We start from the raw sequence: 24,062 nt of genomic DNA, 5'->3' as shown, positions 1-24,062 counted from the left end.
GGACGGCATGGATAGCCGTTGCAGGAAGTACAGACTTTGCCGCGATCACGGGCGCAAATCGCCTAACCGGATTTCTCAATGGAGAATAGCGGCTCGCTGATCAGCTCACCGCGGCAGACCGGGCATCTCCCCGGCTTTTTCAGACGCTCCCTCTTCCTGAAGACAAACCCGCATTTCCTGCATACGGCCGGCGTGATCAGGAGGTGCAGGTCCCTCTTGTGCAGCTGGATATGCTCAAGATGACCGTAAACCTCTTTTTCGCCGATGCCGATTTCCGCTGAAATCTCCCGGGCGGAGAGCTCATGCCCATCGAGAAGGGAGACGATCTCATGGCGGAGCGTATCGTGCTGCTCCACGGGGACGAACGGCTCTTTGATTTTTATTTTCCTGCCGATTTTACCTCACCCCTTCCCTTGATCATCCGCCACCCCGATTCGGCCATCTCCATCAATCCGTCGAGGGTGCGCTGGTAGAAGCGCTTGACCGGCATCCGGTTGACCAGGATGCCACCGTTGGAGCGTTCCAGGCTGAGCCGGTCCCCTGAAGAGAGGCGGGCGATGCTCGGGTAATGCTCCCCGCCGATGCCGAAGAGAAAGGTATAGCGCCCCCCATCCATGCGGCAGGAAACCAGCATCAGCGTATTGAGCGGCTCACCGGACTTGTAGTCAAACCTGGTGGTGGAGGTGACATACCTCCCCTCCACTGCATCCACGCCGGCCAGGAGCGCCTCGACGGTAACCTGCTTCGGCTTCAGCGTGCCGAGCGACGGCAATCCCCACGGTTTGTATGGCTCGTGGCGGCGGCGACGGTAATGGTCCGCCTTCTCCAGGAGGATGACCACGTTGTTGTTGATCGGACCGCCGATGGAGTGGGAGAGACCGGCCTGAAAGCCCTTCTCCGTTATCAGGCGGTGATTTTCCACAACCTGGATCATGCCGGTGGCCCCGAGCGGGTGGCCGCGCCCTTTCAGGCCGCCGGTCAGATTGGTGGGAAAGCGGCCGTATTCGCCGGTCAGGCTGTCGTCGAGCAGGCCGTCCAAAAGTCTTGCCCGCGGCAGGATGCCGAGATCGACCATGTTGATGGGGCCGAAACCGTTGAAGGGATCGTGCATGTTCACGTGGAGCCTGCCGGCGAAGTCGGTGATATCCCTGATCCCGGCCATGCCGTAAGCCGCTGCTGCCGCCCTTACCGTGGCGGGAAATGAATGGAAATACTTGCGGTCGGCGATGGTCGGAATGTCCGTGGCGCTCCCCACCCCCGTCACCAGCACCTCCTGCGGCCGGGCGGTTAGCACTACCGCCGCCACGCCGTCTGACATGGGGCAGAAATCATGGTAGCGGAGCGGCCACCAGTAGCGGTAGTTCTTGCCGTTGACGATCTGCCGGTAGTACTCCTCCAGGGGTATCTCGAAATTCAGGTGGGCATCGGGATTCTTTGCCGCATAGCGGTGGGCACGCTCGGTGAGCATCGCCGAATAGGCCGTCCACTCCTCTTCGGAAAGATTCAGCCGCTGCATCAGCGACCTGGCCACCAAGGCCCCGCAGGCAGGCATGGAGAGGCCGAATTCCGCTTCATCCCGGTCGATTACCCCGGCGACGATCCGGGTGGCATCCGACGTGGAGACGTCGCTCATCTTCTGGATGCCGATGGCCAGCACATGATCGGAACGCCCCGAGGCTATCTCCATGTAGGCGTTCTCGAAGGCCGACGCCCCGGAAGAGGAAGCGGTGTCGATCAGCACCGATTTGGCGCCGGAGATGCCAAGCACCCCCGCCACCTTGGCAGCGGTATTGTCCACGCCGGAAAAGGCGACCGGGTTCTGACACCCCACCACTACCGCCTCGATTTCCCTTGTCCTGACCGGGCTGCCGGCAAAAACCGCCCCGGCCTTTTCCGCCAGTTCCAGGAAGCTGAGCGCCTCCCGTTCCTTGCCGTTGTAGCGGCCGACCGGCGCCATATATGACGCTGCCACATATACCTTCCGCGGCTGAAAAAATGTTTTCATGAAGACACCTCCCGTGTTGATAAATATACCCGATTATCGCTACAGGACAAGGGAGGACGAGAAAAATAGCCCTTGCCAGTTGCCCGCTCGTCTGCTATTTATCTAACCATTTAGAAATTTCTACGACGGCTTCATGTGCCGAAGCCGTTGTATGCGAGGCAGAGCGATGGTAAAAGGGATGAAAAACGTGGTGGTCTTTGTCCGGGATTTTGAAGGGGCAAAGCGCTTTTACAAGGAATTGCTGAAACTGCCGCTGGTGCAGGAATCGGTGGCGATGATGGAATTTTTTCCCGGCAATGGGGCCACGCTGGGTGTGTCATTGGCCATGCACGAGGCAGCGCAGCCGCTGGTAGGGCGTCATACGGGCGTTACCCTGGTCGTTTCGGACCTGGAGCAGCTTTGCAAGGAGCTGACCAATGCCGGCGTTTCATTTGCCGAACCGCTGGAACGGACTCCATGGGGCAAGATGGCTGTGGTGAAGGACCCGGACGGCAACCAGTTCGCTCTCGTCGAGGGGTAACGCTGAAAAACGCCCATCTCCGGCGTTGCGCACACCCTTCGTCACTGCGGCGTACCGGTGTACGCCTCACTCCTCAGGCTTTGCGCGCCTTGCACATGGACATTTTTGAGCGTTACTTAAATTGGGGAAGATGATGAAAATCGTTGGCAAACAATTGATGGATACCATTACCGCCCAGGCGCAGGAGAACCCGCGGCTGAGAAAGAACTTCAACCTCCACCCCTCGGACGATTTCTGTTGTCACCGTCTCTTGAACGCCATCGAGCCCGACTCTTACATCCGCCCCCACCGGCATCTGGACCCCACCAAGGATGAATCGTTCGTCGTCCTCAGGGGAAAACTGGGGATCATCACCTTCGACGAGAACGGCGCCGTAATGGAGAAGGCCACCCTTGCGGTTGCAAACGAAACATTGATCGCGGACATTCCTCACGGGGTATTCCATACCGCGGTGAGCCTGGAGAAAGGAACCATTTTCTTCGAGGCCAAGGCTGGCCCTTACATTCCTTTGAACGAGGAGGAAAAAGCACCATGGGCTCCCGAAGACGGAGCTCCGGAAGTTCCGGACTATCTTGCCGGGCTTAAGGCGCTTTTCTAAGAGTATATGCTGTTTCGAACCCTGATCATATCGCTTTTGCTGGCGCTTTCGGCGTTGCCTGCCTTTGGCATTGCCAAGTCCCGCCCATTCAGCGGCAACGGCCTCCTGGTCATCCGCCCATTCCCCCCCCAGCGCGACGATGTCCGTGCTCTGGCCATTTACCGGGAGCCTGGCGTGGAAAGGATCGCCGAACTCGACGGCAAAGATCTCCCCCCCCTTGCGCCGGTGATCCAGGGACGCCGCGAAGAATACCCGGTGGCGGTAATCGGGAAAAAGGGGAACTGGTTGCGCATCGCCTATGACGACGCGGGGCGTGAGGGTTGGCTGGAAATGCCGCGCTACTGGGAATATTCACCATGGGGGAGTTTTCTCAAGGGACGGGCGGCAAGGCTCCTGCCTGGACTGAAAAAAGATCTATATCTCCTTCGCCGGGAACCATCCCCCACCTCGCCGCAGATAGACACCCTTTCCCGGCAAAAGAACCTGCGCATTATCGAGATCAAGGAAGACTGGGCACTCGTGCTCGTCGATCTGACGGCCTATGGCTGGATGCGCTGGAGGGACAACGACGGGCGTTTTGCCATCTCCATCGACGACAAGTTCGACCCACAAAAACATTGACTAGGTAATTGGACTGTGCTATTTGAGACATCTATGCACATTACTTCATCTCTCATCATTTACGGGAATGCACGAGCTATCAGCGCAGCGGCGTTTTACGCCGCAGGTACGCCCGCTGCCCCATGAGTATGCGCTGTCACATTACTTATATTCAAAGGCCGTGGGTATCCCCCGCGGCCTTTTTTATTTCAGATCAAGCCTGACATTTAAACAATAGAGCGAGGTAAGAGATGCGAAACGAAATTGTTACCCCCGGAGCCGGCGAGCTGACCTACGAAATCCGCAACATCGTCAATGTGGCGGAAAAGCTGCAAAAACACGGGGTGAAGATCAACTGGGAAAACATCGGCGACCCGATCGTCAAGGGAGAAATCATCCCCCTCTGGATGAAGGAGATCGTAGCCAGGGAAGCGATGAACGACGACACCTACGGCTACTGCCATACCCGCGGCGTGCTGGAGACCCGCGAGTTCATCTGCGAGATGACCAACAAGCGCGGCGGCGCCCAGATCACCCCGGACGACATCATCTTCTTCAACGGCCTCGGCGACGCCATCGCCAAGGTATACGGCAACCTCCGTCACGAAACCCGCGTCCTGATGCCTTCACCGACCTACACCACCCACACCCTCGGAGAAGCGGCCCATGCCCTTGCCGCACCGGTCTGCTACCGGCTGAAGCCGGAAGACAACTGGTATCCCGACCTGGAGGACCTGCGCAACCACGCCCGGTATAACCCGCAGATCTCCGGCATCATGTTGATCAACCCGGACAACCCGACCGGCATGGTCTACCCGGTCGAGACCCTGCGGGAGATCGTCGCCATCGCCAAGGAATACGACCTGTTCATCATCGCCGACGAGGTCTACAACAACATCGTCTACAACAAGGAAAAGACCGTCCCCATCTCCGACGTGATCGGCGATGTACCGGCCATTGCCATGAAGGGGATCTCCAAGGAACTCCCCTGGCCCGGCTCCCGTTGCGGCTGGATCGAGGTCTACAACTACGGCAGAGACGAGCGCTTCAAGAAATACATCAATTCCATCCTCAGTACCAAGATGAACGAGGTCTGCTCCACCACCCTGCCGCAGAAGACCATTCCGGCCATCATGTCCCACCCGGAATACGGCAACTATCTCTCGGAGCGCATCGCCCGTTACGAGCGGATGAGCAACATCACCTACGACTTCCTCAAGGATGTGCCGGGGCTGATCGTCAACCGCACCAATGGCGCCTTTTATATGGCGGTCGCCTTTGAAGAGGGACTGCTCAACAACCGCCAGAGCCTCCCCATCGCCAATCCGGAGGTCAGGGAACTGGTCGAGGGACTCGTCAACGCCCCCGGCGTCTCGCCGGACAAGCGTTTTGTCTACTACATGCTCGCCCATACCGGCATCTGCATTGTTCCGCTCTCTTCCTTCAACACCGGACTGCAGGGATTCAGAGTAACGCTCCTGGAAAAGGAAGAAGATGAATGCAAGCGGATCTACAGCACCCTGGCAGAAAAGATCGGTGAATATCTGCGCTCATAAAAAGGACGCTGAAGAGAAACGATGCCGAAGCTTGCCGGCTGCGTTCCAGGATTCCCGCCTGGTGCGCATTTTTACCACGGGGACAACTCTCAGAAAAGGTGAACGTATGCGAAAACTCTTGATGATGGTAATTTTAGCCGGTTTCTTTGCAGCATCCACAGCGGCTCTTGCAGCTACCGGTGTGGATCTCAACATCAACATCAAAGGGGGTAATCTTCCCCCTGCCCCGACTGTACAGGTCGTATCCAAAGGAGACCAGGGGAAACACCTCGGTCATTACAAGTCCAAAAAGAGAGACAAGGAACACGAAAAAGAAGGACGCAAGCGCGGCAAGCATAAGAAGCATTAGTCCGCACGGGGAACAGGCTGTGCCTGTTCCCCTCTTCAGCCCCGTCAAGGACACTTTTGCCTCCCCCTCGTCAACCGTTCAAATCGTCACATCCTGGTGCAAAATGCACCATCATTTTTGCACATGTGCAAAAATGAACCAATCAATCTCGCAGCGATGCAAAAAAACATCTCGTATTTTTCCGAAAATTCACAGGCATGGTCACACAAATTTGCCGGAGAAAATCCCGCGAAATCGGGTATAATTACCTTTACACAGCCTTCACTTTCACCCCTCATAATACCGGCACGATTTATGTATTTAAAATCCTGCAAAGGGATGTGTTCTTAAGAACCGGAGGGTTGGGATACTCAGCTCAGGAACCAAGAGGTGGCGGCCATGAATACTCAGGTAATTGATGAAGCGATCGACAAATATGTCCATGAACGGATGACCGGGGGAAAAGAACGGGCAAAGGAACGGTTTCTTTCCTACGCCTATCTGAAGCAGGGAAAAGATGAAGTGGGCGAATTTCTGCAGAAAGTCGGGGGGCTCAGCCGTTATTATATCGACTACCTCAAGGTCATGTCGAACCCGTTCAAGGGGCCGGAGCTGGCCTGGCTCGCTTCGATGCTGACCATTGCCGTCTATTCCGTGTTCCTGATGACCTGTGAAGAAGACAGGATGATCGGCATCCTGCTCTTTTCCGGCACGGTGGTGAACGGCTGGTCACTGCTCCGCTCCATCGCCAAAAAATGGTGCGAGGTCGGCGTCATGATCGCTATTTACCTGGAAATCGTCCAGATCGCGGAGCATGAGCTGGAAGAGATGGTGTAAAGCGTATTATCAGGGCGTTTTTATCGTTTATATTTAATATATGGCAGGGCGGCTTTGGCCGCCCTTTTTTGTTACGCCGTCCCTGGTTAAACTCCGTTATTTGAGTAAAATATAGCAAGGTACAGCTCACTTGACGGCGGCAACAGCCAGAGGAGACGGGTATGAAGAGTGCAGACGAAATCATCCGGAGAATCGCGGCATCACTTGAACAAGAGACTCTTGTCAACCTCCACGCCTACCCGATTCAAATCGACTACCTTGACGGGGTAGCGACACTGACTGGGGAGACGGGAGATATCGCTGCAAAAAAGATTGCCCTGGAAATTGCAGGCGCCGTTCCCGGCGTTTCGGCAATCGTTGATCGGCTCCACGTTCAGCCCGCCGAGCAGATGGAGGACGGCGAAATCCGCGATCACGTCTGTAACGCCCTCCTTTCGGAACAGCTTCTGGAAGCCTATGCCATCAGGGCTCTGATAAAAGGAAGCATGGAAACCGTCAGGGAACCGGTCACCCCGTTTGGCGCCATTGAAGTGGAGGTGATCAACGGGGTGGTGACATTGAACGGCCAGGTCGGCAGCCTCTCACAGAAACGGATTACAGGGGTGCTGGCATGGTGGGTGCCGGGAAGCAGTGATGTTGTAAACGGACTGGAAGTAGCGCCGCCTGAAGAGGACAACGACGATGAAGTCGTTGATGCGATCAGGCTGATGCTGGAAAAGGACCCCTTTGTCAACGCCACCCAGATCCGCGTTACCTGCCGCAATTATGTGGTAACCCTTGAGGGGCTGGTTTCTACCGAATCCGAGCGTCGAATGGCGGAAGCGGATACCTGGTATGTATTCCGGGTGGACAGGGTGAAAAACCTGCTGCAAACCAAGGAGTAACGTCGCCGCCATCTTAAACGTCGCCCTCCCCTGAACTGCCGCGGAACTATCTTCTCGCAACAGCTGCCGGCACAGTTTTCTTTTTACTTATGCGAAATATATGGTAATCTACGGCAGTTTTTACCGGGAAGGGCAGGCCAAACATGGCGGACAAACGGAACATCAGAAGACATCGTAAAAGACTGACCTTAAAATTCGGTCTTCAGGAATCCGACCGTTTTGCCTTTACGGAAGATATCTCCCATCAGGGGATGTTCATCAAAACAGCAAACGTCGCTCCGCCTGGAAGCAAGATCAAAATTGATCTTGCGCTAAGCGAAGAGAACATCGTCACACTGGAAGCCCGCGTGATGTGGGCCAAAAAGGTGCCGGCAAACATGGTGCGGCTCGTCAAAAAAAGTGGCATGGGTGTCAGGATAACCCGGTTTGTCGCGGGAGAAGACAGCTACAATATGCTTTGCGAAGAACTCCATGCACGATGACATCAGGCCACCGGCCATGGTCTCATTCGGCAATACAACAGCCCGTAACAATCAAAGCCCCCCGTTACAGCAGATTGACTTTTGTGACACAACTTGCTATGAACGTCGTAGTTTCGAGCGTTATCCAATCGCTTCCAATGCAAAGGTTTGCTTCATGCCCACCCTGATCCCGGCGACCCTCATTCATACAACCGACAGTGCGCAATGCAGTTGGACAACCGATTCTTATCCACCGCCAGCTAATGCCTTCTGAGATGAGCAAACCCACCATAAAGATAATCGGCCTGCCGGAAAGAAGTTCTCCCGACATCTCTTCCGAAGCCTTCGAAACGATCGGTAAAATACTGAAAAACCTGAAGGGGTTTAACCTTGACTGTTACAAAGACAAGTGCATAAAACGACGAATCAGCATCAGGATAAGAGCAACCCACAGCAATACTGCCGAAGCCTACTGCGAGCTTCTTCTGAATAACGAGTCGGAACTGGAACTTCTGCTTAAGGTGCTGACGATTCATGTCAGTCATTTTTTCAGGAATCCGCCCACCTTTGAAAAGCTGAAAAATGATATATTCCCCGAACTCTTTACCCGGTGCAACAATGAGGGACGTCGCGACCTCAGGCTTTGGAGCGTCGGCTGCGCCGGCGGGGAAGAGCCGTACACCCTTGCACTGATACTGAATGATACCTTCGGTGCCGAGATGAAAGTGGTCAATGTCTCGATCCTGGCGACCGATGTTGACGCAGGGACCTTGGAAGTGGCAAGGACGGCGGCATACAACGAAGATCGATTGTCGGAGATGTCCGAGTCGATAAAAACACGCTATTTTGACCGGATAGAGTCAAAGTACCATCTGCTGCCGGAAATTAAAAAGCTGGTTACTTTCAGGCAGGGCGATCTCTACGATGTCAGCACCTATGTAATGAGCGATCTCATCCTGTGCCGTAATGTCCTCATCTATTTTGAGCGATCACAACAGGAAAAAATTCTTGAAGGTTTTGCCAATGTCCTGCCCAGTGGAGGCATACTGGTACTGGGCAAATCGGAAACCCTTGTCGGAAACTCCCGCAGGCGTTTTAAAACAATCTGCCCGGTAGAACGCATTTACCAAGTCCTGTAGTTTTTAAAAACGACCGCCATCGACAACACATATGGCACGACATGTGCTAATAATGAAGCGACAAAATCCGCAGACGAGGGTTCAATAAGAACGGCGCAGAGAAACTCCATGAGCATGGTGTTAAGGGCTAGCAGCGGAGCATGCACTATGTGTATGCGAACACCGGCGCGACAAAGCAACGCCGTAATGGATTTTTGACGAAGCTGTCAAATAGGAGGGTGTCATGCATATCCCCATAGGGTATAAGTTCATTTTGGGATTTATCGTAGTTGTAGCATCGGTCGCTTTTGTTCCCGACGGTGTCAAGCACCTCGGTTACTCGCCGGAAATCACCAATATCCTTTCCTATGCGGTTGCCATGACCATCGGCCTCATCCTCGGCTGGATTTTTTCCAAGAGCTTTACGAAGAACATCTCCCTCTTGACCGCAGCGACCGAAGACATAAGCCAGGGAGACCTGACCAAAGACATCGTCACCCGAAATTCGGTCTTCCTCGATGAAACCCACGAAATGGCCGTTTCCATCAACCGGATGGTTGGGAACCTGCGCGAACTCGTTAAACATATCCGGGGAACTTCCGAGAACGTATCCGAATCATCCCGCACCATCTCTTCTTCCGCACTGGAAATCAATGCGTCTTCCGAAGAGGTGGCGCAGGCCGTGGAGCAGATATCCCGGGGAGCTGAAACCCAGGCGGAAATGGTGACAAAAAGTTCCAAGGTCATCCACGAAATGGCCATTTCCGTAGATTTAATAGCCCGGAGAGCCAGGGAAGCGTCAAAGGCCGCCCGCGAAACCAGTCTTACGGCCCAAAGGGGTGGTGACCTGGCCAAGGATTCGCTGACACGGATGAAATCTTTCTTCGACAGTGTGGAACTGATCGGCATGCAGTTTATGGATTTGAACACCAAGTTACAGCAAGTGGGAAAGATCGCCGATTTTATAGGTGAAATCGCCAGACAGACAAATCTGCTTGCCCTCAACGCATCAATTGAAGCGGCACGGGCCGGCGAATACGGCAAGGGCTTTGCCGTTGTAGCCGAAGAAGTAAGAAAGCTTGCAGACGGAGCAGGAAAATCGGCAGCAGACATCATCGAGCTGATCGCAATGGTCAAGGAAGAAAGCCGCAGGGTCCACGAAACCATCGCCGATAGTTCCCGGAACATCAGCGCGGGCAAGAAAAACATCGATACCACGGCAGAGTCATTCCGCGAGATTCTCAACACGGTCATCGAAACCGAGCGCAAGACGAACAGTATCGCCGACCTCTCCCAGATGCAAACCGCCGGTGCCGAAAAGATGGTGTCGATGATCGATGAAATCGCCAAGGTGGCGGAAGATAATGCAGCTTCCACCGAAGAGGTTTCAGCGGCAACGGAAGAGCAGTCGGCCGCCATGCAGGAGATGGTCCATGCCACCGCAGAACTGACAAAGCTCGCTGAAGAACTACTGACGATCGTCGAACAATTCAAGGTTCCCGGCGGCGCCCAGCTGGCTCTATGAAGAACAACGGTACGGCGCGATATCTTATTTTTGCCCTGCGGGGGGCACAATATGCCCTGGATCTGCAGGACGTGGCAGAAGTCGTTGAACCGCCGCCGACCTTTCCAATCCCTTGCGCACCGGGTCATTTCGTTGGCATCATGAACTTTCACGGCAACCTGACCTCCGTCCTCGATCTGGCAAATTTTCAAAATATGGGGAACCTTACCCCCGAAGGAAAAGTCCTGGTTCTGGACAGCCGTCTTGCGAACCTCGCCCTCTGGGTTGACAGCGTGATCTCCATTGTTTCGGCAGAATCATTGCGGAGAGAATCTGCCGTCGATGATGAGATGACCGCAGAGCTGCTTCACAACGGCACTGACAAAATCAGGCTGCTGGCGCTGGACAATCTTATACAAAAGCTGGAAGCAACTATTAACGACTGATTTCAAGCGTGGGAAGCTGGTGAAAGCCGAGCCGATGGAGGTACACTATGGACATTAAGCTGATGATTGTGGACGACTCGCTTTTCATGAGAAAAATGCTGCGGGGCATTCTTGAAGAAGATGGCTATCAGGTTATTGCAGAAGCGGCCGATGGCATCGAAGCAGTCGCAAAATACCAGGAATGCCGCCCTGACATTACCACCATGGATATAATCATGCCAACCAAAAACGGCATCGAGGCCCTTACGGAAATCATGGCTCTTGACGGTGGGGCTAAAGTAGTGATGTGCAGTGCCATCGGCCAGGAAGCGCTGACCCAGACAGCCCATGCAGCAGGCGCGAAAGATTTTATTCTCAAGCCGTTCAATCCCGAGCGGGTGAAGGAAGTAATCAAGAGGATTGCAGGAGTCTGATACATGGACATGTCCCAATACAGGGAGCTGTTCATCTCCGAATCCAGAGAGCATCTCAATTCGATAAATGAACTGATAGTTGCCCTGGAAAAGGATGCCGGTGACCGGGAAACAATAGATTCCCTGTTTCGCATTGCCCATTCCATCAAAGGGATGGCCGCATCCATGGAGTACGCTGACATAGCTGAACTGGCCCATAAGCTTGAAGATCTCATGGACCGGGTCCGCAAGGGGGCCTTGCCTTTCGATGGGGGCGCAGCCGACTTGCTGCTGGAAGGGACCGACCTGCTTGAGGCAATGATAGCAGACGTGGAACAAGACGCCCCGGCAAGCCGCGACATTCGTGGTCTGGTCCAGAGGCTCATCAACTACCCTCCGCCAAGCACAGAAATACCATCAATCAAGACCCATAAAACGGAACAGCCGCCACCGGTGCAACCGGTTCCATTGAACGCCTCAGGAAAAGATGAAGGACGCCAAGCCGGCAGTGACGCCTCGCAAACGGTAAGGGTAAAAACCGATGTCCTCGATCAGCTGATAAATCTGACCGGCGAGTTGATAACCAACAAATACCGGATCATGACCATCAACAGCCAGCTGGGTTCGGGGAGCCTCGATGAGGCGTGTGTGGAACTATCGAAGCTTTTGCGCGGCCTCCATGACGAAGTGATGAAGGTCCGCCTGATCCCCTTTGCAGCAATTACCGACCGTTTTCCCCGCCTGATACGGGATCTGGCCAAAAAGAGCGGCAAAGAGATCGTCTTTGAAGTGGAAGGCAGGGAGATTGAACTTGACCGGGGAATCCTGGAAGAGCTTTCCGACCCACTGATCCACATCCTGCGAAATGCCGTCGACCATGGGGTGGAAACCACGGAGGAACGACTAGCCGCCGGCAAGTCCAGCCGGGGCAAAATCAGACTGGCAGCGCGAAGGGAAAAGGAGCAGGTGGTCATTACCGTCGAAGACGACGGAAGGGGCATGGACCCGGCAAAACTGATCGCCTCCGCAATCGAAAAAGGGGTTATCAAGCAGGAAGAGGGATGGCTTCTGTCCCACAGGGAAGCCTTGATGCTTACCTGCGTTCCGGGATTTTCCACCGCTAAAGAGGTGACCGAGATTTCGGGGCGCGGCGTCGGCATGGATGCCGTCAAGTCGGCCATTAAAGCCCTCGGAGGCAACATCCTGATAGATTCAACCCTGGGGCAGGGGAGCAGAATAACCCTTAAACTGCCGTTGACCATCTCGATTATCCAGGCCCTTGTGGTCAATTGCGCACACCTCAAGGTCGCCGTTCCGGTAGTCAACATCATCCGCACCCTGGAACTCAAGCGCGGGCTGATAACCACCGAGGGGAAACACAAGGTTTTTTACATGGGGGAAGAGGCAATACCGCTCGTAAGCCTCAACCGCATTTTCGGTTTGCCGCTTTCCCATCTGACCGGCGAGGCAATCCCCGTTTTCGTCAGCGAAGTGAAGGGACGCAAAGTGGGACTGGTGGTCGACCGTTTTATCGGCCAACAGGAGTTTTTCGTAAAACCACTCGGCAGACCTCTGGTTAAGTTAAAAGGATTGACAGGAGGGGCGATCCTCGGCAATGGAGAAGTGGTCTTCATCCTGGACGTTGCCAACCTGATGTAAATTCCGACAAGGACACAAGGGATATCCATATGGGAAATACCATGTTAACAGAAGTGCAGCTTGATGCCCTGCGCGAGGTGAGCAATATCGGCATGGGTCACGCCGCTACCGCCCTTTCACAGCTTATGGGAAAGACCGTATACCTCAATGTCCCCAAAGTCATAGCCATGGATATAACAAGTCTCCCCAAAGTATGCGGCGGAGCTGAACTAATGGTAGCCGGGATTTATCTTCAGATTCTGGGAAATGCCAGGGGCAATATCCTGATGGTTTTTCCAAAAGATAATGCCTTGTCAATTCTGGAGAAACTTCTATCTCCCCACCAACCCACAGGAACGACACTGACTGAACTAGAAATTTCCACGCTGAAGGAAGTGGGCAACATTCTGGCATCGGCATACCTGAACGCCCTGGGAAACATGCTGAAAATGCCCCTCATCCCCTCGATTCCACTCTTTTCCTTCGACATGGCCGGAGCAATCGTCGATGATGTGCTCATTGCGCTGGGTGAAGCCGGTGACGCGGCGTTCATGATCGAAACAGAATTTACCATCGGCAATGAACGGACCTCCGGTCATTTTTTCCTGCTGCCCGCAACACCTTCCCTCGATGTTATTCTGAATGCCATCGATGCCTGAAATCAGGCTCATGGAAAGCCTCTTAAAAGATGGTTGCGCAGCTGCAAGAGTTATGGCAATATTGACATTTCAATGGAAAGAACATTTTCCTACTGCATCGGGGAGGGAATATGAGAACCATGCGAGCCTTCATCAGCCTCTTGCTGTTGCTGCAGATGGCGATCAGCGCTGAAGCCGCCGTCACTGCTCAGGTCAATGTCGGGCTTCAGGACGTGGTCGATACCGTTGAAAAATCCTACAGGGTCCTCTCCGACGTAACGACCGACTTTTTCCAGCGGTCGACCATGGCGGAGAAAAAGCGGGAAATGCGCGCTGAAGGGCAGATGTTCCTGAAAACGGCCGGTGACAGCGAGCCCCTCAAGTTCCGTTTCGACTATTTCCGTCCCACCACCCACGAAATCGTCAGCAACGGCATAACCATGTGGATGTACCTCTCGGAAAACCGCACGGTCATCCAGAGCGATGTCAGCTTTGTCTTCAACCCGTTGGGTTTTAACCCGGACCGCAACCGGGCCTCCAATTTCCTCCAGGGGCTGGGACGCATATCCAGAGACTTTCTGACCACCTTTTCCCCCCAAGGCCGGGACATTGAAGGTAATTACATCCTGGAGCTGAACCCGCGGCGGGCAACAGCAACCATCGAGAAGCTCTTCATCGTCGTCCAGCGCGACGCAGTCTACCTCTATACGCAAAAGCGGATGCAGCTGGGCCGCCAATTGACCGAAGACGAATTCAGACAGATTTTGAACAGCTTGCCCTTGGGAAGCGTTCAAAGGGACCAGACCGCCTTCCCCGTTCTCTCAACCACGGTCATCGACCATCAAGGGAACACCACCATCATGGAATTCAGCAACGTCAAGACCGACACGAGGATTTCTGACCAGCTTTTTGAATTCACCGTTCCGGCAGCGGTCGAAGTGGTCAGGCCTCCCACGCATCAGTGACGGCCGGTCCCGTGTAATTCTGAACGAAGAAGCTAAAGGCGACATACTGCATGTCGCCTTTGCAATTATTACCACGTTAAACAGGAAGCCCAATGAAACCGTTACTGCTTATATCGCTAGTCGCATGCCTTATTCTCTCCCTGTCCGCTTCGCCGAAGGAGTGTTTCGGCGCCGAGCTGGCGGATGTAGTCAAAACCCTGGAACAGGGATACAACAACCTGGCAGACGTGCAGGCTGAATTTTCCCAGCGCACGGACATTGCCTCCATGAAACGGCAAGAGCGTGGTGCCGGCGAACTCTTCATGAAAAAACCGGCTGGCGCAACCGCCATGTTCCGCTTCAACTACACCCGGCCCAAACAGCAGATCATTTCCAACGGCAAGAAAGTCTGGTACTACCTTCCCGAAAACAAGCAAGTGATGGTATCCGACGTGACCGCGCTGTTTCAAGGCGGCAGCACCGTGGCGCTCGACTACCTGACCGGCATGGGTCATGTCACCAGGGATTTTGCCATAAAATTCGCTGCCGATGGTCGCGACAAAAAGGGGAATTACGTTCTTGAGCTGGTTCCGAAAAAACCGAGCCAGGCGATGGCAAAACTCCAGCTGACCATTGAATCACAAGCCGTTGAAAGCTTCATCAAGGAAGGACATGCGGTGAATCCCTTCCCCATCGCCTCCTCTGTTGTTTTTGATGCATTCGGTAACCGGACTGCCATAGAGTTCAGCAAGGTGCGGGTCAACCGGGGGATGAAAAACGACAGGTTCAGCTTCAAAATACCCAGCGGAGTGGAAGTAATAAATCAGGAACAGAAGTAACCAGGTTTTATGTTGCTTCTACTATTATAAATTATGAGGAGGATATATGCCGTCATTCGACATCGTCTCCAAGGTGGACATGCAGGAAGTGGACAACGCCGTCAACCAGACCATCAAGGAGATAGCCCAGCGTTACGACTTTAAAGGTTCGAAAAGCGAAATAACCCAGGAAAAAGATACCGTCAAGCTTCTCTCCGAGGACGATTTCCGGCTCAAGGCGATCATCGACATCCTGCAATCGAAGTTCATCAAACGGGGCATATCCGTAAAGGCTCTCCAATACGGTAAGGTGGAAAACGCCTCCGGCGGGATGGTGCGGCAGATCATCACCATCCAGCAGGGAATCTCCAAGGAAAAGGGGAAAGAGATCAACAACGTCATAAAGGAAACCAAACTCAAGGTCCAGAGCCAGATACAGGAAGATCAACTGCGGGTAACCGGCAAAAACATCGATGACCTTCAGGAAGTCATCCAGCTGCTGAAAGGGAAGGACCTGGGCGTCGAACTGCAGTTCGTCAATTTCAGGCAATAGAAAAGCGGTCGGCGGTTAGAAAAGCGGTCGGCGGTTAATGGTCGGCGGTCGGTGGTTTTACCATCCACCGACTGCCGACTGCCGACTGCCGACCGACTATAAAAGGAGTAATTTTGAGCACAAGCATCAAGGAAAAAGTAAGCCTGGTCAGCCTCGGCTGTCCGAAGAACCTGGTTGACGCCGAGGTCATGCTCGGCTATCTGGCCAAGGAAAAATATGAAGTCACCACCGACGAACGGGAAGCCGATATCATCATCGTCAACACCTGTTCATTCATCAAGGAAGCAAAACAGGAGAGCATCGACACCATCCTCGACCTGGCGGATCGCAAGCACGACGCCCGCTGCCGGCTGCTGATCGTCACCGGTTGTCTGCCGCAGCGCTACCAGGAAGAACTCGTCAAGGAACTGCCCGAAGTGGATATCTTCGTCGGTACCGGCGACTACCCGCGCATCGCTGAAATCATCGCCGAAAAGGAGGGGATGTCCGAACAGCTCCGCTACACCGGCGACCCGAACTTTCTTTACGATGAGGATCTCCCCAGGCTGCAGTCGTCACCCTATTACACCGCCTACCTGAAAATCGCCGAAGGTTGCTCCAACTGCTGCTCGTACTGCGTAATTCCCTCCCTGCGCGGCGCGTTCCGTTCCCGTCCACTGGACAAGCTGCTCAAGGAGGCCAGGGAACTGGTCGCACGGGGGGTGAAGGAAATCAACCTCATCGCCCAGGACATTACCGGATACGGCAAGGATCTGGCCGGCGGCGCATCACTGGAAGGGCTGATAAAAGAACTGGCCGCATTGGACGGGCTGCAATGGATCAGACTCCTTTACGCCTATCCCGACGGCATCAGCGACAGCCTCATTCAGCTGATCAGGGACGAAGACAAGGTCTGCAAATACCTGGATATCCCGCTCCAGCATGTCAGTGACCCGGTTCTCAAAAGGATGAACCGGAGGAGCAGCGAAGCGGAAATCAGGTCGCTCATCGCAAAACTGCGCGGCGAAATACCGGGAATTGCCTTGCGGACGTCCTTGATCGTCGGTTTCCCGGGGGAGACGGACGAAGATTTCAAAAAACTCCTCCATTTCGTCGAGGAAACCCGCTTCGATCGGCTGGGAGTATTCTGCTATTCCCGCGAGGAGGGGACCCCTTCAGCTGAGATGCCGGACCAGGTTTCCGAGCGGGTCAAACGGGAGCGGTATAAAAAACTTATGCGCACCCAGGCGCGGGTTTCATTCAAACACAATCGCAGTCTGGTCGACACCGAGGAACTGGTGTTGATTGAAGGATACAGTGAAGAAACCGAATTACTGCTGAAAGGACGCTCCTCCAAACAAGCCCCCGACATAGACGGTCAGGTCTATGTCACCTCGGGCAACGCGCAGATCGGCGATATCGTCAAGCTGCGAATTACCGATTCTTCCGACTATGATCTGATCGGTGAAATCGTGCCCTGAGCCTTTGCCGGGGCTTGTGCAAAGGACGGCTTTTCCCTTGACAAAAGGCGGATTTGCTGTATTATTGCGTCGCCTTTCAGGCAGTAGATTCCAAGAAACGGAGCGGATTTAATGGTAGAAAAACTGGATGAAATAAAAGCTCTTCTGCTCAAAATGAAGGAAGAGACCATCAACGAAATTAGCAAGTCGCTGAAGTCGGGTTCCGATATCCCCACCAACGAGCCGAGTGGTGACATCTACGATCAGGCGTCCAGCGAGCGGGACCGTGAACTGGGCCTGCTGCTCGACGACCGTGAGCGGGAAAAACTGCGGAACATCGACGAAGCATTGCTGAAGATCGAAGAAGGGGAATACGGCATCTGCGAAGAGTGCGAGGAAGAAATTCCTCTCGGCAGGTTGAAGATCGTGCCCTTTGCCCGTTACTGCGTCAAGTGCAAGGCGGACATCGAGAAGTTGCAGGCCCAGACCAAGCGCTTCGAAGAGGACCGCGCCTACCGGGAAATTGCCCTGGGCGAGGACGAAGAGGGTTAGCAGCGGGTTGATATCATTCATGAAAAAGGGGCGGTGCTTAAATGCAGCGCCCCTTTTTTTATTTGCAATGGATATTTCTGAAGAACTTTGCCATGAATGAACCCGTTTAGTCAGCCTCGTACCCCCAATGAAAAGACAATGAAATACACCTCGCCATAGGACCAGGATAAAGTTGTTCCCTGTACTACAAAAGCGTGGTATTCTTATCTGGCTAGACCGTCTAGATTACGGAGGTGTTATGAAAGCCAATAAAAAAGACCGATTGCCCCACGAACGTGAATGGCAGCTTCAGGAAGCCAAGAACCGATTGAGCCAGGTAGTGGACTCGGCTCTTCATGATGGTCCGCAAACCATCACCTTGCGGGGCAAACCGGCGGCGGTCTTAGTCTCTTTTGAGGAATTCAAAAAGCTGACTCAACCGCGGTCCACGTTATCGCAGTTCTTCAGACAATCACCGCTTCATGATACAGAGCTCGATCTCAGCCGCAGTGCCGATTTCTCCCGTGAGGTGGAACTGTGAAATTTCTTCTCGACACCTGCCTGATCTCCGAGCTGGTGAAAAAGGAACCGAATGCCGCTGTGGTAAACTGGCTGGACGAACAGGATGAGCAGGGTCTTTTCCTGAGTGTCCTGACCCTTGGAGAACTGCAAAAGGGAATCAGCAAGCTTTCCGGCAGCACCAGGAAAGATGAGCTTCAGGCGTGGGTCGAGCATGATCTTGCGGAGCGTTTCGCCGGACGTATCCTTGATCTCGACCTGGAAACGGCTCTGGCCTGGGGAACGCTTCAGGGGGATGCTGAACGGAAGGGGGAAAAGCTGCCGGTAATGGATTCACTCATAGCTGCCACGGCCACGGCACACGGATTGATCGTGGTAACGCGCAATGTCAAGGATATCGAGCGCTGCAGGGCCAAGGTTTACAGTCCGTGGGGCGATGCATAAGGTAAATGGAATCTTTGATGTCCTCCGAGCGCATGTCATGAAAAAGCCGCATAAGACTTAATGACCAAACGTCTTAGCCTGCGGGGTCTTCTTTTTCACCTGCCGATCAGCCGCGCATAATCGTCTTTCGTAATCGCCGTCCGCCAGTGGCCGGTCGCCTTCCCCACCTGCGTTCCCCCTAAAAACAGGAGCACAACCAGTACGGCAAAGAGCAGGCCGTTCACCACCACCTTGCGCCCGGTCAGCTTCATCTCCAGGGCGCCTTCCGCCCGGCAATGGCTGATACAGCGCAGACAACCGATACACTCCTCCGAAAAAACCCGTTCCTTGGCCATCACCGGTATGTACGATGGGCAGACCTGGGTACAGACGCCACAGGAGACGCATGTCTTCCCCTCTCTGGTCACCTTGACCGGAGAGAGCATGGATATCAGACCAAGCAGCGCGCCATAGGGGCAGAGGTAGCGGCAAAACGGGTTGCGGATCGGCAGGGAGAGGAGTGCCAGGCCGCCGATGACCAGCAGGGAGAATCCAGACAGGTGAACGAAAAAATCAAGCAGGCGCACGTCGGCCATCTTGTTGTAGTCGGAATAGATAAATGCGGTAACCTGCCCGGGCGCCATGGCATAGAGTATGGAGTAGAGGAAAAAGCAGAGCAGCACGAATTTTATGCCGCGCAACACCAGGTCCATCCGACGGGGTAAGCGGAAGTTGCGCCGAAACAGGTTGAAGCCGGACTTCCAGAGCACCTCCGAGATGGTGCCGACCGGACAGACCCAGGAGCAGAAGGAGCGCTTGAGGAGAAACGATACCGCCACAACGGTGAGGAAAATCACTAAAGCAGCCGGATGGATCGGATTGATGGAACCGCTGGCCAGCCAGTCCTTGAGACTCAATAATGCGGAGATCGGAAGAAACGCCTCGACGCCATCCGGCCGGGGGACAAAGGGCGCTGCGCCGCCGGAGCGGAAATGAAGGACAAAGCGATAAAACTGTATACCCAGGTAGAGGGAAAAGAAGAGAAATCCCCACTGGACCAGAATCCTGAGCGGCTGCAAGTATCTTTTACCCATATCCTCACCTTTTAAGCTTCGCCGAGACTAACCACTAACCACTAACCACCAACTGCCGACCACCGACCACCGACCACCGACCACCGACCACCGACCACCGACCACCGACTGCCGACTGCCGACTGCCGACTGCCGACCGCCTTTACGACTTATTCCGTCACACCCCTCTGCTATAGTCCCTTTATCAAGAAAAACGGGGGTAGGCCATGGAACCGATAGTCATAGTCGGGGCAATAGTCGTCATTTACTGCGGTTATCTGACGGTGACGGACGAGATGAGGGACTGGCAACGGAGCAAGACGGCAAAGACGGTAAAAAGGACACACGGCATCCGTACCCGCCGGCGTCATGTCAGTATTTCACTCTCCTGTCCAGAAGGTAGCGTGGCTGCACGTTGGCCAGAGCCTTTAAGAGACTCTTTTTGACAAAGGGGTTCTCCTTTTCCAGCGTTTTCAAAAGCTCCTTCATCCGCTTGCGTTGCTGGTCCGCAGAGCCGCAGACCGGGCAGCAGCAGCATAAGACGGGGAAGCGGTTGTTGCGGGAAAAGGGAATAATATCCTCCTCGGGCACGTAGACCAGCGGCCTGATAACGGTAGTCAGGCCGTTGTCCGCCAGCATGCTCGGCGCCATCGCCTTCAGCGAACCGACAAAAAACTGGTTGAGGAGCAGGGTTTCGATGAAGTCGTCCATGTGGTGCCCGAGCGCCAGCTTGTTACAGTTATAGCGCTGGGCCAGGCCGTAGAGAACGCCGCGTTTCAGGCGAGCGCAAATGGAGCAGTAAGACGAATCGGGACGGCGCTTTTCCTTGATAATGCCGTAATGGTCGGTCTTTTCCATGTGGGCAACGAAACCGTGCTCGCGGAGATGTTCCTCGATGATGTCGGCCCTGAAACCCGGATAACCGGAATCGATATTGATCGCCATGATTTCATAGCGCACCGGTGCCCTCTTGCGCAATGTTTCCAGGATATGCAGCAGAGTATAGGAATCCTTCCCCCCCGATACCGCCACCGCAATCCGGTCGCCTTCCTCAATCAGGTTGTAATCGGCGATAGCCCGCCCCACCCTGTTTTTAATCCTCGTGAACAGCCTGTCTTCTATCAGTGCCACAAAAACCCCTATCTGCCCTCAATCTTCGATCAAAACTATACCTGACCCCGGCCCATCAGGGCGGCCACACGGGGTCGCCCCTACGACTCACGACTCATGACTCCCCAGCACCTCTTCACGGAACCGCTCGATCCCCATCTCCTCGATAATCCGGCCGATGCGGTTCTGATTGGAAGCGTTCTTGTAATAGTCGATGACCTTTGCCACGATCTCAAGTACCGCCTCCTCGGTAGGGACGTTGTCCACGAGCAGATCGCCGATACGGGGGCGGGCGCCGGCATTGCCGCCGACCATGATCCTCCACCCCTTATTGGTCCCCATTACTCCGATATCCTTGAGCGCAGATTCGGCGCAGGAAAGCATGCAGCCGGACACCCCCATCTTCATCTTGTTGGGAAGCTCCATGGCATGGTAGATGCTGTCCAGCTTGAGGCCGAGAGAGACCGAATCCTGCACCCCCCGCTTGCAGTGAGTGGTCCCGGGGCAGATCTTCACGCTTCTCACGCAGAGGCCGATGGCTGCCCCGGGAGTCACGGCCAGATCGGTCCAGATGTCGTCCAGATCCTCTTCCCTGAGGCCGATCAACGCAATGCGCTGGGCCGAGGTGATCTTGATTGCCTCCACCCTGTATTTATCGGCCACGTCACAGATCTTTCGCAGGGTGGCGGTGTCGGTGATCCCCGCCGGGATGTGCGGCGCTATGGCGTAAGTCTCCCTGTCCCGCTGCAGAATTGCGCCCTTTTCCAGAATGTCCTTTTTCACCAGTTCCCCATTGTCGCTAAAGTTGCGCAGGCTACCTGAATTCCGGCAAAAGCGACTCCAGCCGCCAGCCGGTTTGTCCAGCGCCGTCTTTATACAGCCATTTTTGCGTATCCACCACTGTCTTCACCGTTGTCGAGGGAATGGCATAGTAATCCAGCTCCATCGTCACCTCAGCTTTTTTTGCTTTCTGATCGTACTCCACACTCCTGATGCGGTAATCAACCACCTTGACGTCTTTGGCCGCGACGATCCTTTTGCGGTACTCATCGCGCAGAGACACGCCGACGTAAGTATCGGCGGCCTTCTCGAATTCCTGCCAGCGAAGCATCCGGCCATACTCCTTGGAGCTCTTGTCAAACTCGTCCTTGACCAGAAACGGCATGCTACAGGCTGCAACAATAACAAGCAAAGATGATAACAGCGTCAAGCGAACAATTATAGACATGGTCGGCCTTCCTTTTGGGTTACCCCTTGATATATTTCACCAGCTCTGCGGCAATCTCGTATCTGCCGAAGGGAGGAATGAGGTAGAAACCGCCAACCCGCTCCCGCACGGCAGCAATAAACTCGCGGGCAATGGCCAGCCCCTCCCGTACCCCCTCGTCCTTCTCTTTCCCCCTCATCCGCATCCTGATCTCCTCGGGAATAATGATCCCCGGCACCTCGTTGTGGAGAAATTCGGCGTTCCTCTCGCTGACCAGCGGCAAGATACCGGGGAGGATGGGGATATCCAGGTGCGCAGTCTGTTCAATCATTTCGTCGAGGCGCTGCACGTCATAGATCGGTTGGGTCTGGGCAAAGCAGGCTCCGTTTACGACCTTTTTTGCCAGCCGGCCGGCCTGGACATCCATCCGTTGGGTGTTGGGATTGAAGGCTGCGCCAATGGTAAAGCGGGTGCCGCTGCCGATGGGATTCCCCAGGGCATTGACCCCTCCATTGAGGCCGTTGAGGAGTTTTATCAGGGTAAAGGAGTTGAGATCGAATACGGATGATGCCCCCGCCTGCTCTCCAAGGCTCGCCGGATCGCCGGTAACGGCCAGAATGGAGCGGATGCCGAGCAGGCTGGCCCCCATCAAATCAGACTGAAGGCCGAGAAGGTTGCGGTCCCGACAGGTGATATGGACGATTACCTCGATGCCGACCTCCTTCTGAATCAGGCTGGCCAATGCGATATTCCCCATCCGTACCCGCGCCAGAGGATTTTCGGCAAGGTTGATGGCGTCCGCCCCGGCATCCTTCAGTATCCGGCTGCCAATAAGCACCTTGCTGCAGTCAAGCCCCTTCGGCGGGTCCAGTTCGACGGTGACGATCTTTTCTTTTCCCCATCCGGCGAGAAAGCCCGGCCCGGTTCCCTCCCGCACGCCGCCGCGTTCCACCGCGTGCACAGGGGGCGCGGGAGCGCGCGGCACCGGCTTTAGGCCTCTGACCTTCTCGGCAATCCGCATGATATGGGCAGGGGTAGTGCCGCAGCAACCGCCGACGAGGGCCGCGCCCACGGCAACCATTTCCGCAGCCATGCCGGCGAAATACTCCGGGGTGGCGCGATATATGTAGCGGCCATCGACGTATTCCGGGAAGCCGCTGTTCGGGTAGGCAGCAATGGGGAGCTCAATGACTGCCCCCATCCGCTTGACGGTGCGCAGTATCTCCAGCGGCCCTGCGCCGCAGTTGGCGCCGACCACATCGGCACCCGCCGCGGCAAGCCTTTCCGCCACGGCCTCGGCTTCAATACCGCCGGCGATGCGGCTGTTCTCGCCGAAAGCCATATTGGCGACGACCGGCAATCCGGTTTCCTTGGCCACCTGAAGGGCGATTTCAATCTGCCTCAGGTCGGAAAAGGTTTCAAGGATGAACAGGTCTACCCCGCCTTCCGTCAGCGCCGTGACCTGGGCGCGGAAGATTTCGAGCATCTCCCTCTCGCCGAGGTCTCTTTCTTCCCCCTTGAGCTTTACCAGAGGTCCGATCGAACCGGCCACGAACGCGTCACGTCCTTCCGCAGCCCGGCGGGCGAGAAGCGCCCCTTTCAGGTTGATGTCATGAACCTTGTTGCCTAGTCCTATGGCATGAAGCTTCGGATAGTTGGCGCCAAAGGTATTGGTTTCGATCACCTGCGCCCCGGCGGCCACGTATTCTTGATGCAGACCCAGCACCAGCTCCGGCCGGACCAGGTTGAGGTGCTCGAAATTGGCATCGAGGCTGACCCCTTTGGCATAGAGCATCGTGCCGATGGCGCCGTCCCCTACCAGAACTTCATGCCTCAATCTGTCTGAAAAATTCACTCTGTTCCTCTCATGCCATCATTTTTCCACTTCGGTTTTGCTGGTTTTTTTCTTCCAAACTGTAT

28 protein-coding genes are annotated in these 24,062 nt (G+C 54.9%); 21 read left to right on the top strand and 7 right to left on the bottom strand.

What is annotated here, in order from left to right:
• Positions 1-62: 62 nt before the first annotated feature.
• Positions 63-356, bottom strand: a complete 294-nt coding sequence (locus GURA_RS03745) for a transcriptional regulator (protein WP_011937669.1) — start codon at positions 354-356, stop codon at positions 63-65.
• Between the two features lie 23 nt (positions 357-379).
• Positions 380-2,005 (bottom strand): thiolase family protein, encoded by a 1,626-nt coding sequence (locus tag GURA_RS03740; protein WP_011937668.1) that lies wholly within the window; start codon positions 2,003-2,005, stop codon positions 380-382.
• A 166-nt stretch (positions 2,006-2,171) separates the two neighbouring features.
• Between GURA_RS03740 and GURA_RS03735 the strand changes: the two genes are divergently transcribed.
• The 21 genes from GURA_RS03735 to GURA_RS03635 all read left to right on the top strand — a co-directional run bounded on the left by GURA_RS03735 (position 2,172) and on the right by GURA_RS03635 (position 18,773).
• Positions 2,172-2,525, top strand: coding sequence for a VOC family protein (locus GURA_RS03735; RefSeq protein ID WP_011937667.1), 354 nt, complete (start codon positions 2,172-2,174; stop codon positions 2,523-2,525).
• 130 nt (positions 2,526-2,655) lie between these two features.
• Entirely contained in the window at positions 2,656-3,123 is a 468-nt protein-coding gene (locus GURA_RS03730; protein WP_232278973.1) for a WbuC family cupin fold metalloprotein, read from the top strand.
• A 6-nt stretch (positions 3,124-3,129) separates the two neighbouring features.
• A complete protein-coding gene (locus tag GURA_RS03725; RefSeq protein WP_011937665.1) occupies positions 3,130-3,744 on the top strand; it encodes an SH3 domain-containing protein in 615 nt (204 codons plus the stop codon).
• A 230-nt stretch (positions 3,745-3,974) separates the two neighbouring features.
• Complete coding sequence (locus GURA_RS03720; RefSeq protein WP_011937664.1) at positions 3,975-5,279, top strand: pyridoxal phosphate-dependent aminotransferase; 1,305 nt, start codon at positions 3,975-3,977, stop codon at positions 5,277-5,279.
• 106 nt (positions 5,280-5,385) lie between these two features.
• Positions 5,386-5,628 carry a hypothetical protein gene (locus tag GURA_RS03715; protein WP_041245256.1) on the top strand — a complete coding sequence of 81 codons (243 nt, stop codon included), beginning with the start codon at positions 5,386-5,388 and terminating at the stop codon, positions 5,626-5,628.
• 378 nt (positions 5,629-6,006) lie between these two features.
• On the top strand, positions 6,007-6,444 hold the full coding sequence (locus tag GURA_RS03710) for a GSU0071 family protein (protein ID WP_011937662.1): 438 nt from the start codon (positions 6,007-6,009) through the stop codon (positions 6,442-6,444).
• A gap of 161 nt (positions 6,445-6,605) precedes the next feature.
• The gene (locus tag GURA_RS03705; RefSeq protein WP_011937661.1) at positions 6,606-7,328 is read left to right on the top strand and encodes a BON domain-containing protein; all 723 of its coding nucleotides are present in this window, start codon (positions 6,606-6,608) and stop codon (positions 7,326-7,328) included.
• Between the two features lie 143 nt (positions 7,329-7,471).
• On the top strand, positions 7,472-7,810 hold the full coding sequence (locus tag GURA_RS03700; RefSeq protein WP_011937660.1) for a PilZ domain-containing protein: 339 nt from the start codon (positions 7,472-7,474) through the stop codon (positions 7,808-7,810).
• Positions 7,811-8,064: 254 nt separating this feature from the next.
• A complete protein-coding gene (locus GURA_RS03695; RefSeq protein WP_198134515.1) occupies positions 8,065-8,928 on the top strand; it encodes a CheR family methyltransferase in 864 nt (287 codons plus the stop codon).
• A 223-nt stretch (positions 8,929-9,151) separates the two neighbouring features.
• A complete protein-coding gene (locus tag GURA_RS03690; RefSeq protein ID WP_011937658.1) occupies positions 9,152-10,432 on the top strand; it encodes a methyl-accepting chemotaxis protein in 1,281 nt (426 codons plus the stop codon).
• Complete coding sequence (locus GURA_RS03685; protein ID WP_011937657.1) at positions 10,429-10,857, top strand: chemotaxis protein CheW; 429 nt, start codon at positions 10,429-10,431, stop codon at positions 10,855-10,857. Before GURA_RS03690 ends, GURA_RS03685 begins: the two co-directional genes overlap by 4 nt.
• 47 nt (positions 10,858-10,904) lie before the next feature.
• Positions 10,905-11,270, top strand: a complete 366-nt coding sequence (locus tag GURA_RS03680; protein WP_011937656.1) for a response regulator — start codon at positions 10,905-10,907, stop codon at positions 11,268-11,270.
• 3 nt (positions 11,271-11,273) lie between these two features.
• Positions 11,274-12,908 carry a chemotaxis protein CheA gene (locus GURA_RS03675; RefSeq protein WP_011937655.1) on the top strand — a complete coding sequence of 545 codons (1,635 nt, stop codon included), beginning with the start codon at positions 11,274-11,276 and terminating at the stop codon, positions 12,906-12,908.
• 41 nt (positions 12,909-12,949) lie between these two features.
• Positions 12,950-13,546 carry a chemotaxis protein CheC gene (locus GURA_RS03670; RefSeq protein WP_232278972.1) on the top strand — a complete coding sequence of 199 codons (597 nt, stop codon included), beginning with the start codon at positions 12,950-12,952 and terminating at the stop codon, positions 13,544-13,546.
• A gap of 110 nt (positions 13,547-13,656) precedes the next feature.
• Positions 13,657-14,490, top strand: a complete 834-nt coding sequence (locus tag GURA_RS03665; RefSeq protein ID WP_011937653.1) for a LolA family protein — start codon at positions 13,657-13,659, stop codon at positions 14,488-14,490.
• Between the two features lie 92 nt (positions 14,491-14,582).
• Positions 14,583-15,308 carry a LolA family protein gene (locus tag GURA_RS03660; RefSeq protein ID WP_011937652.1) on the top strand — a complete coding sequence of 242 codons (726 nt, stop codon included), beginning with the start codon at positions 14,583-14,585 and terminating at the stop codon, positions 15,306-15,308.
• Between the two features lie 46 nt (positions 15,309-15,354).
• Entirely contained in the window at positions 15,355-15,840 is a 486-nt protein-coding gene (locus tag GURA_RS03655; RefSeq protein WP_011937651.1) for a YajQ family cyclic di-GMP-binding protein, read from the top strand.
• Positions 15,841-15,965: 125 nt separating this feature from the next.
• On the top strand, positions 15,966-17,300 hold the full coding sequence (gene rimO / locus GURA_RS03650; protein WP_041245717.1) for a 30S ribosomal protein S12 methylthiotransferase RimO: 1,335 nt from the start codon (positions 15,966-15,968) through the stop codon (positions 17,298-17,300).
• Between the two features lie 111 nt (positions 17,301-17,411).
• Complete coding sequence (locus tag GURA_RS03645) at positions 17,412-17,831, top strand: TraR/DksA family transcriptional regulator (RefSeq protein WP_011937649.1); 420 nt, start codon at positions 17,412-17,414, stop codon at positions 17,829-17,831.
• A 238-nt stretch (positions 17,832-18,069) separates the two neighbouring features.
• Positions 18,070-18,351 carry a type II toxin-antitoxin system Phd/YefM family antitoxin gene (locus GURA_RS03640; protein ID WP_011937648.1) on the top strand — a complete coding sequence of 94 codons (282 nt, stop codon included), beginning with the start codon at positions 18,070-18,072 and terminating at the stop codon, positions 18,349-18,351.
• Positions 18,348-18,773 (top strand): type II toxin-antitoxin system VapC family toxin, encoded by a 426-nt coding sequence (locus GURA_RS03635; protein ID WP_011937647.1) that lies wholly within the window; start codon positions 18,348-18,350, stop codon positions 18,771-18,773. The genes GURA_RS03640 and GURA_RS03635 overlap by 4 nt, the downstream gene beginning before the upstream one ends.
• A 95-nt stretch (positions 18,774-18,868) precedes the next feature.
• Here GURA_RS03635 and GURA_RS03630 read toward each other — a convergent pair whose 3' ends face one another.
• The 5 genes from GURA_RS03630 to GURA_RS03610 form a co-directional block, all read right to left on the bottom strand.
• A complete protein-coding gene (locus GURA_RS03630) occupies positions 18,869-19,846 on the bottom strand; it encodes a 4Fe-4S binding protein (RefSeq protein ID WP_011937646.1) in 978 nt (325 codons plus the stop codon).
• A 351-nt stretch (positions 19,847-20,197) separates the two neighbouring features.
• A complete protein-coding gene (ttcA, locus tag GURA_RS03625; RefSeq protein ID WP_011937645.1) occupies positions 20,198-20,956 on the bottom strand; it encodes a tRNA 2-thiocytidine(32) synthetase TtcA in 759 nt (252 codons plus the stop codon).
• Positions 20,957-21,043: 87 nt separating this feature from the next.
• Positions 21,044-21,718 (bottom strand): nitrite/sulfite reductase domain-containing protein, encoded by a 675-nt coding sequence (locus GURA_RS03620; RefSeq protein WP_011937644.1) that lies wholly within the window; start codon positions 21,716-21,718, stop codon positions 21,044-21,046.
• A gap of 31 nt (positions 21,719-21,749) precedes the next feature.
• Positions 21,750-22,163 (bottom strand): hypothetical protein, encoded by a 414-nt coding sequence (locus GURA_RS03615; protein ID WP_011937643.1) that lies wholly within the window; start codon positions 22,161-22,163, stop codon positions 21,750-21,752.
• A 19-nt stretch (positions 22,164-22,182) separates the two neighbouring features.
• A complete protein-coding gene (locus tag GURA_RS03610; RefSeq protein WP_011937642.1) occupies positions 22,183-23,997 on the bottom strand; it encodes a bifunctional homocysteine S-methyltransferase/methylenetetrahydrofolate reductase in 1,815 nt (604 codons plus the stop codon).
• Positions 23,998-24,062 lie beyond the last annotated feature (65 nt).

It is taken from the genome of Geotalea uraniireducens Rf4 (assembly GCF_000016745.1).
GTDB lineage: Bacteria > Desulfobacterota > Desulfuromonadia > Geobacterales > Geobacteraceae > Geotalea > Geotalea uraniireducens.
This window is presented reverse-complemented; position numbering and strand designations above follow the sequence as displayed.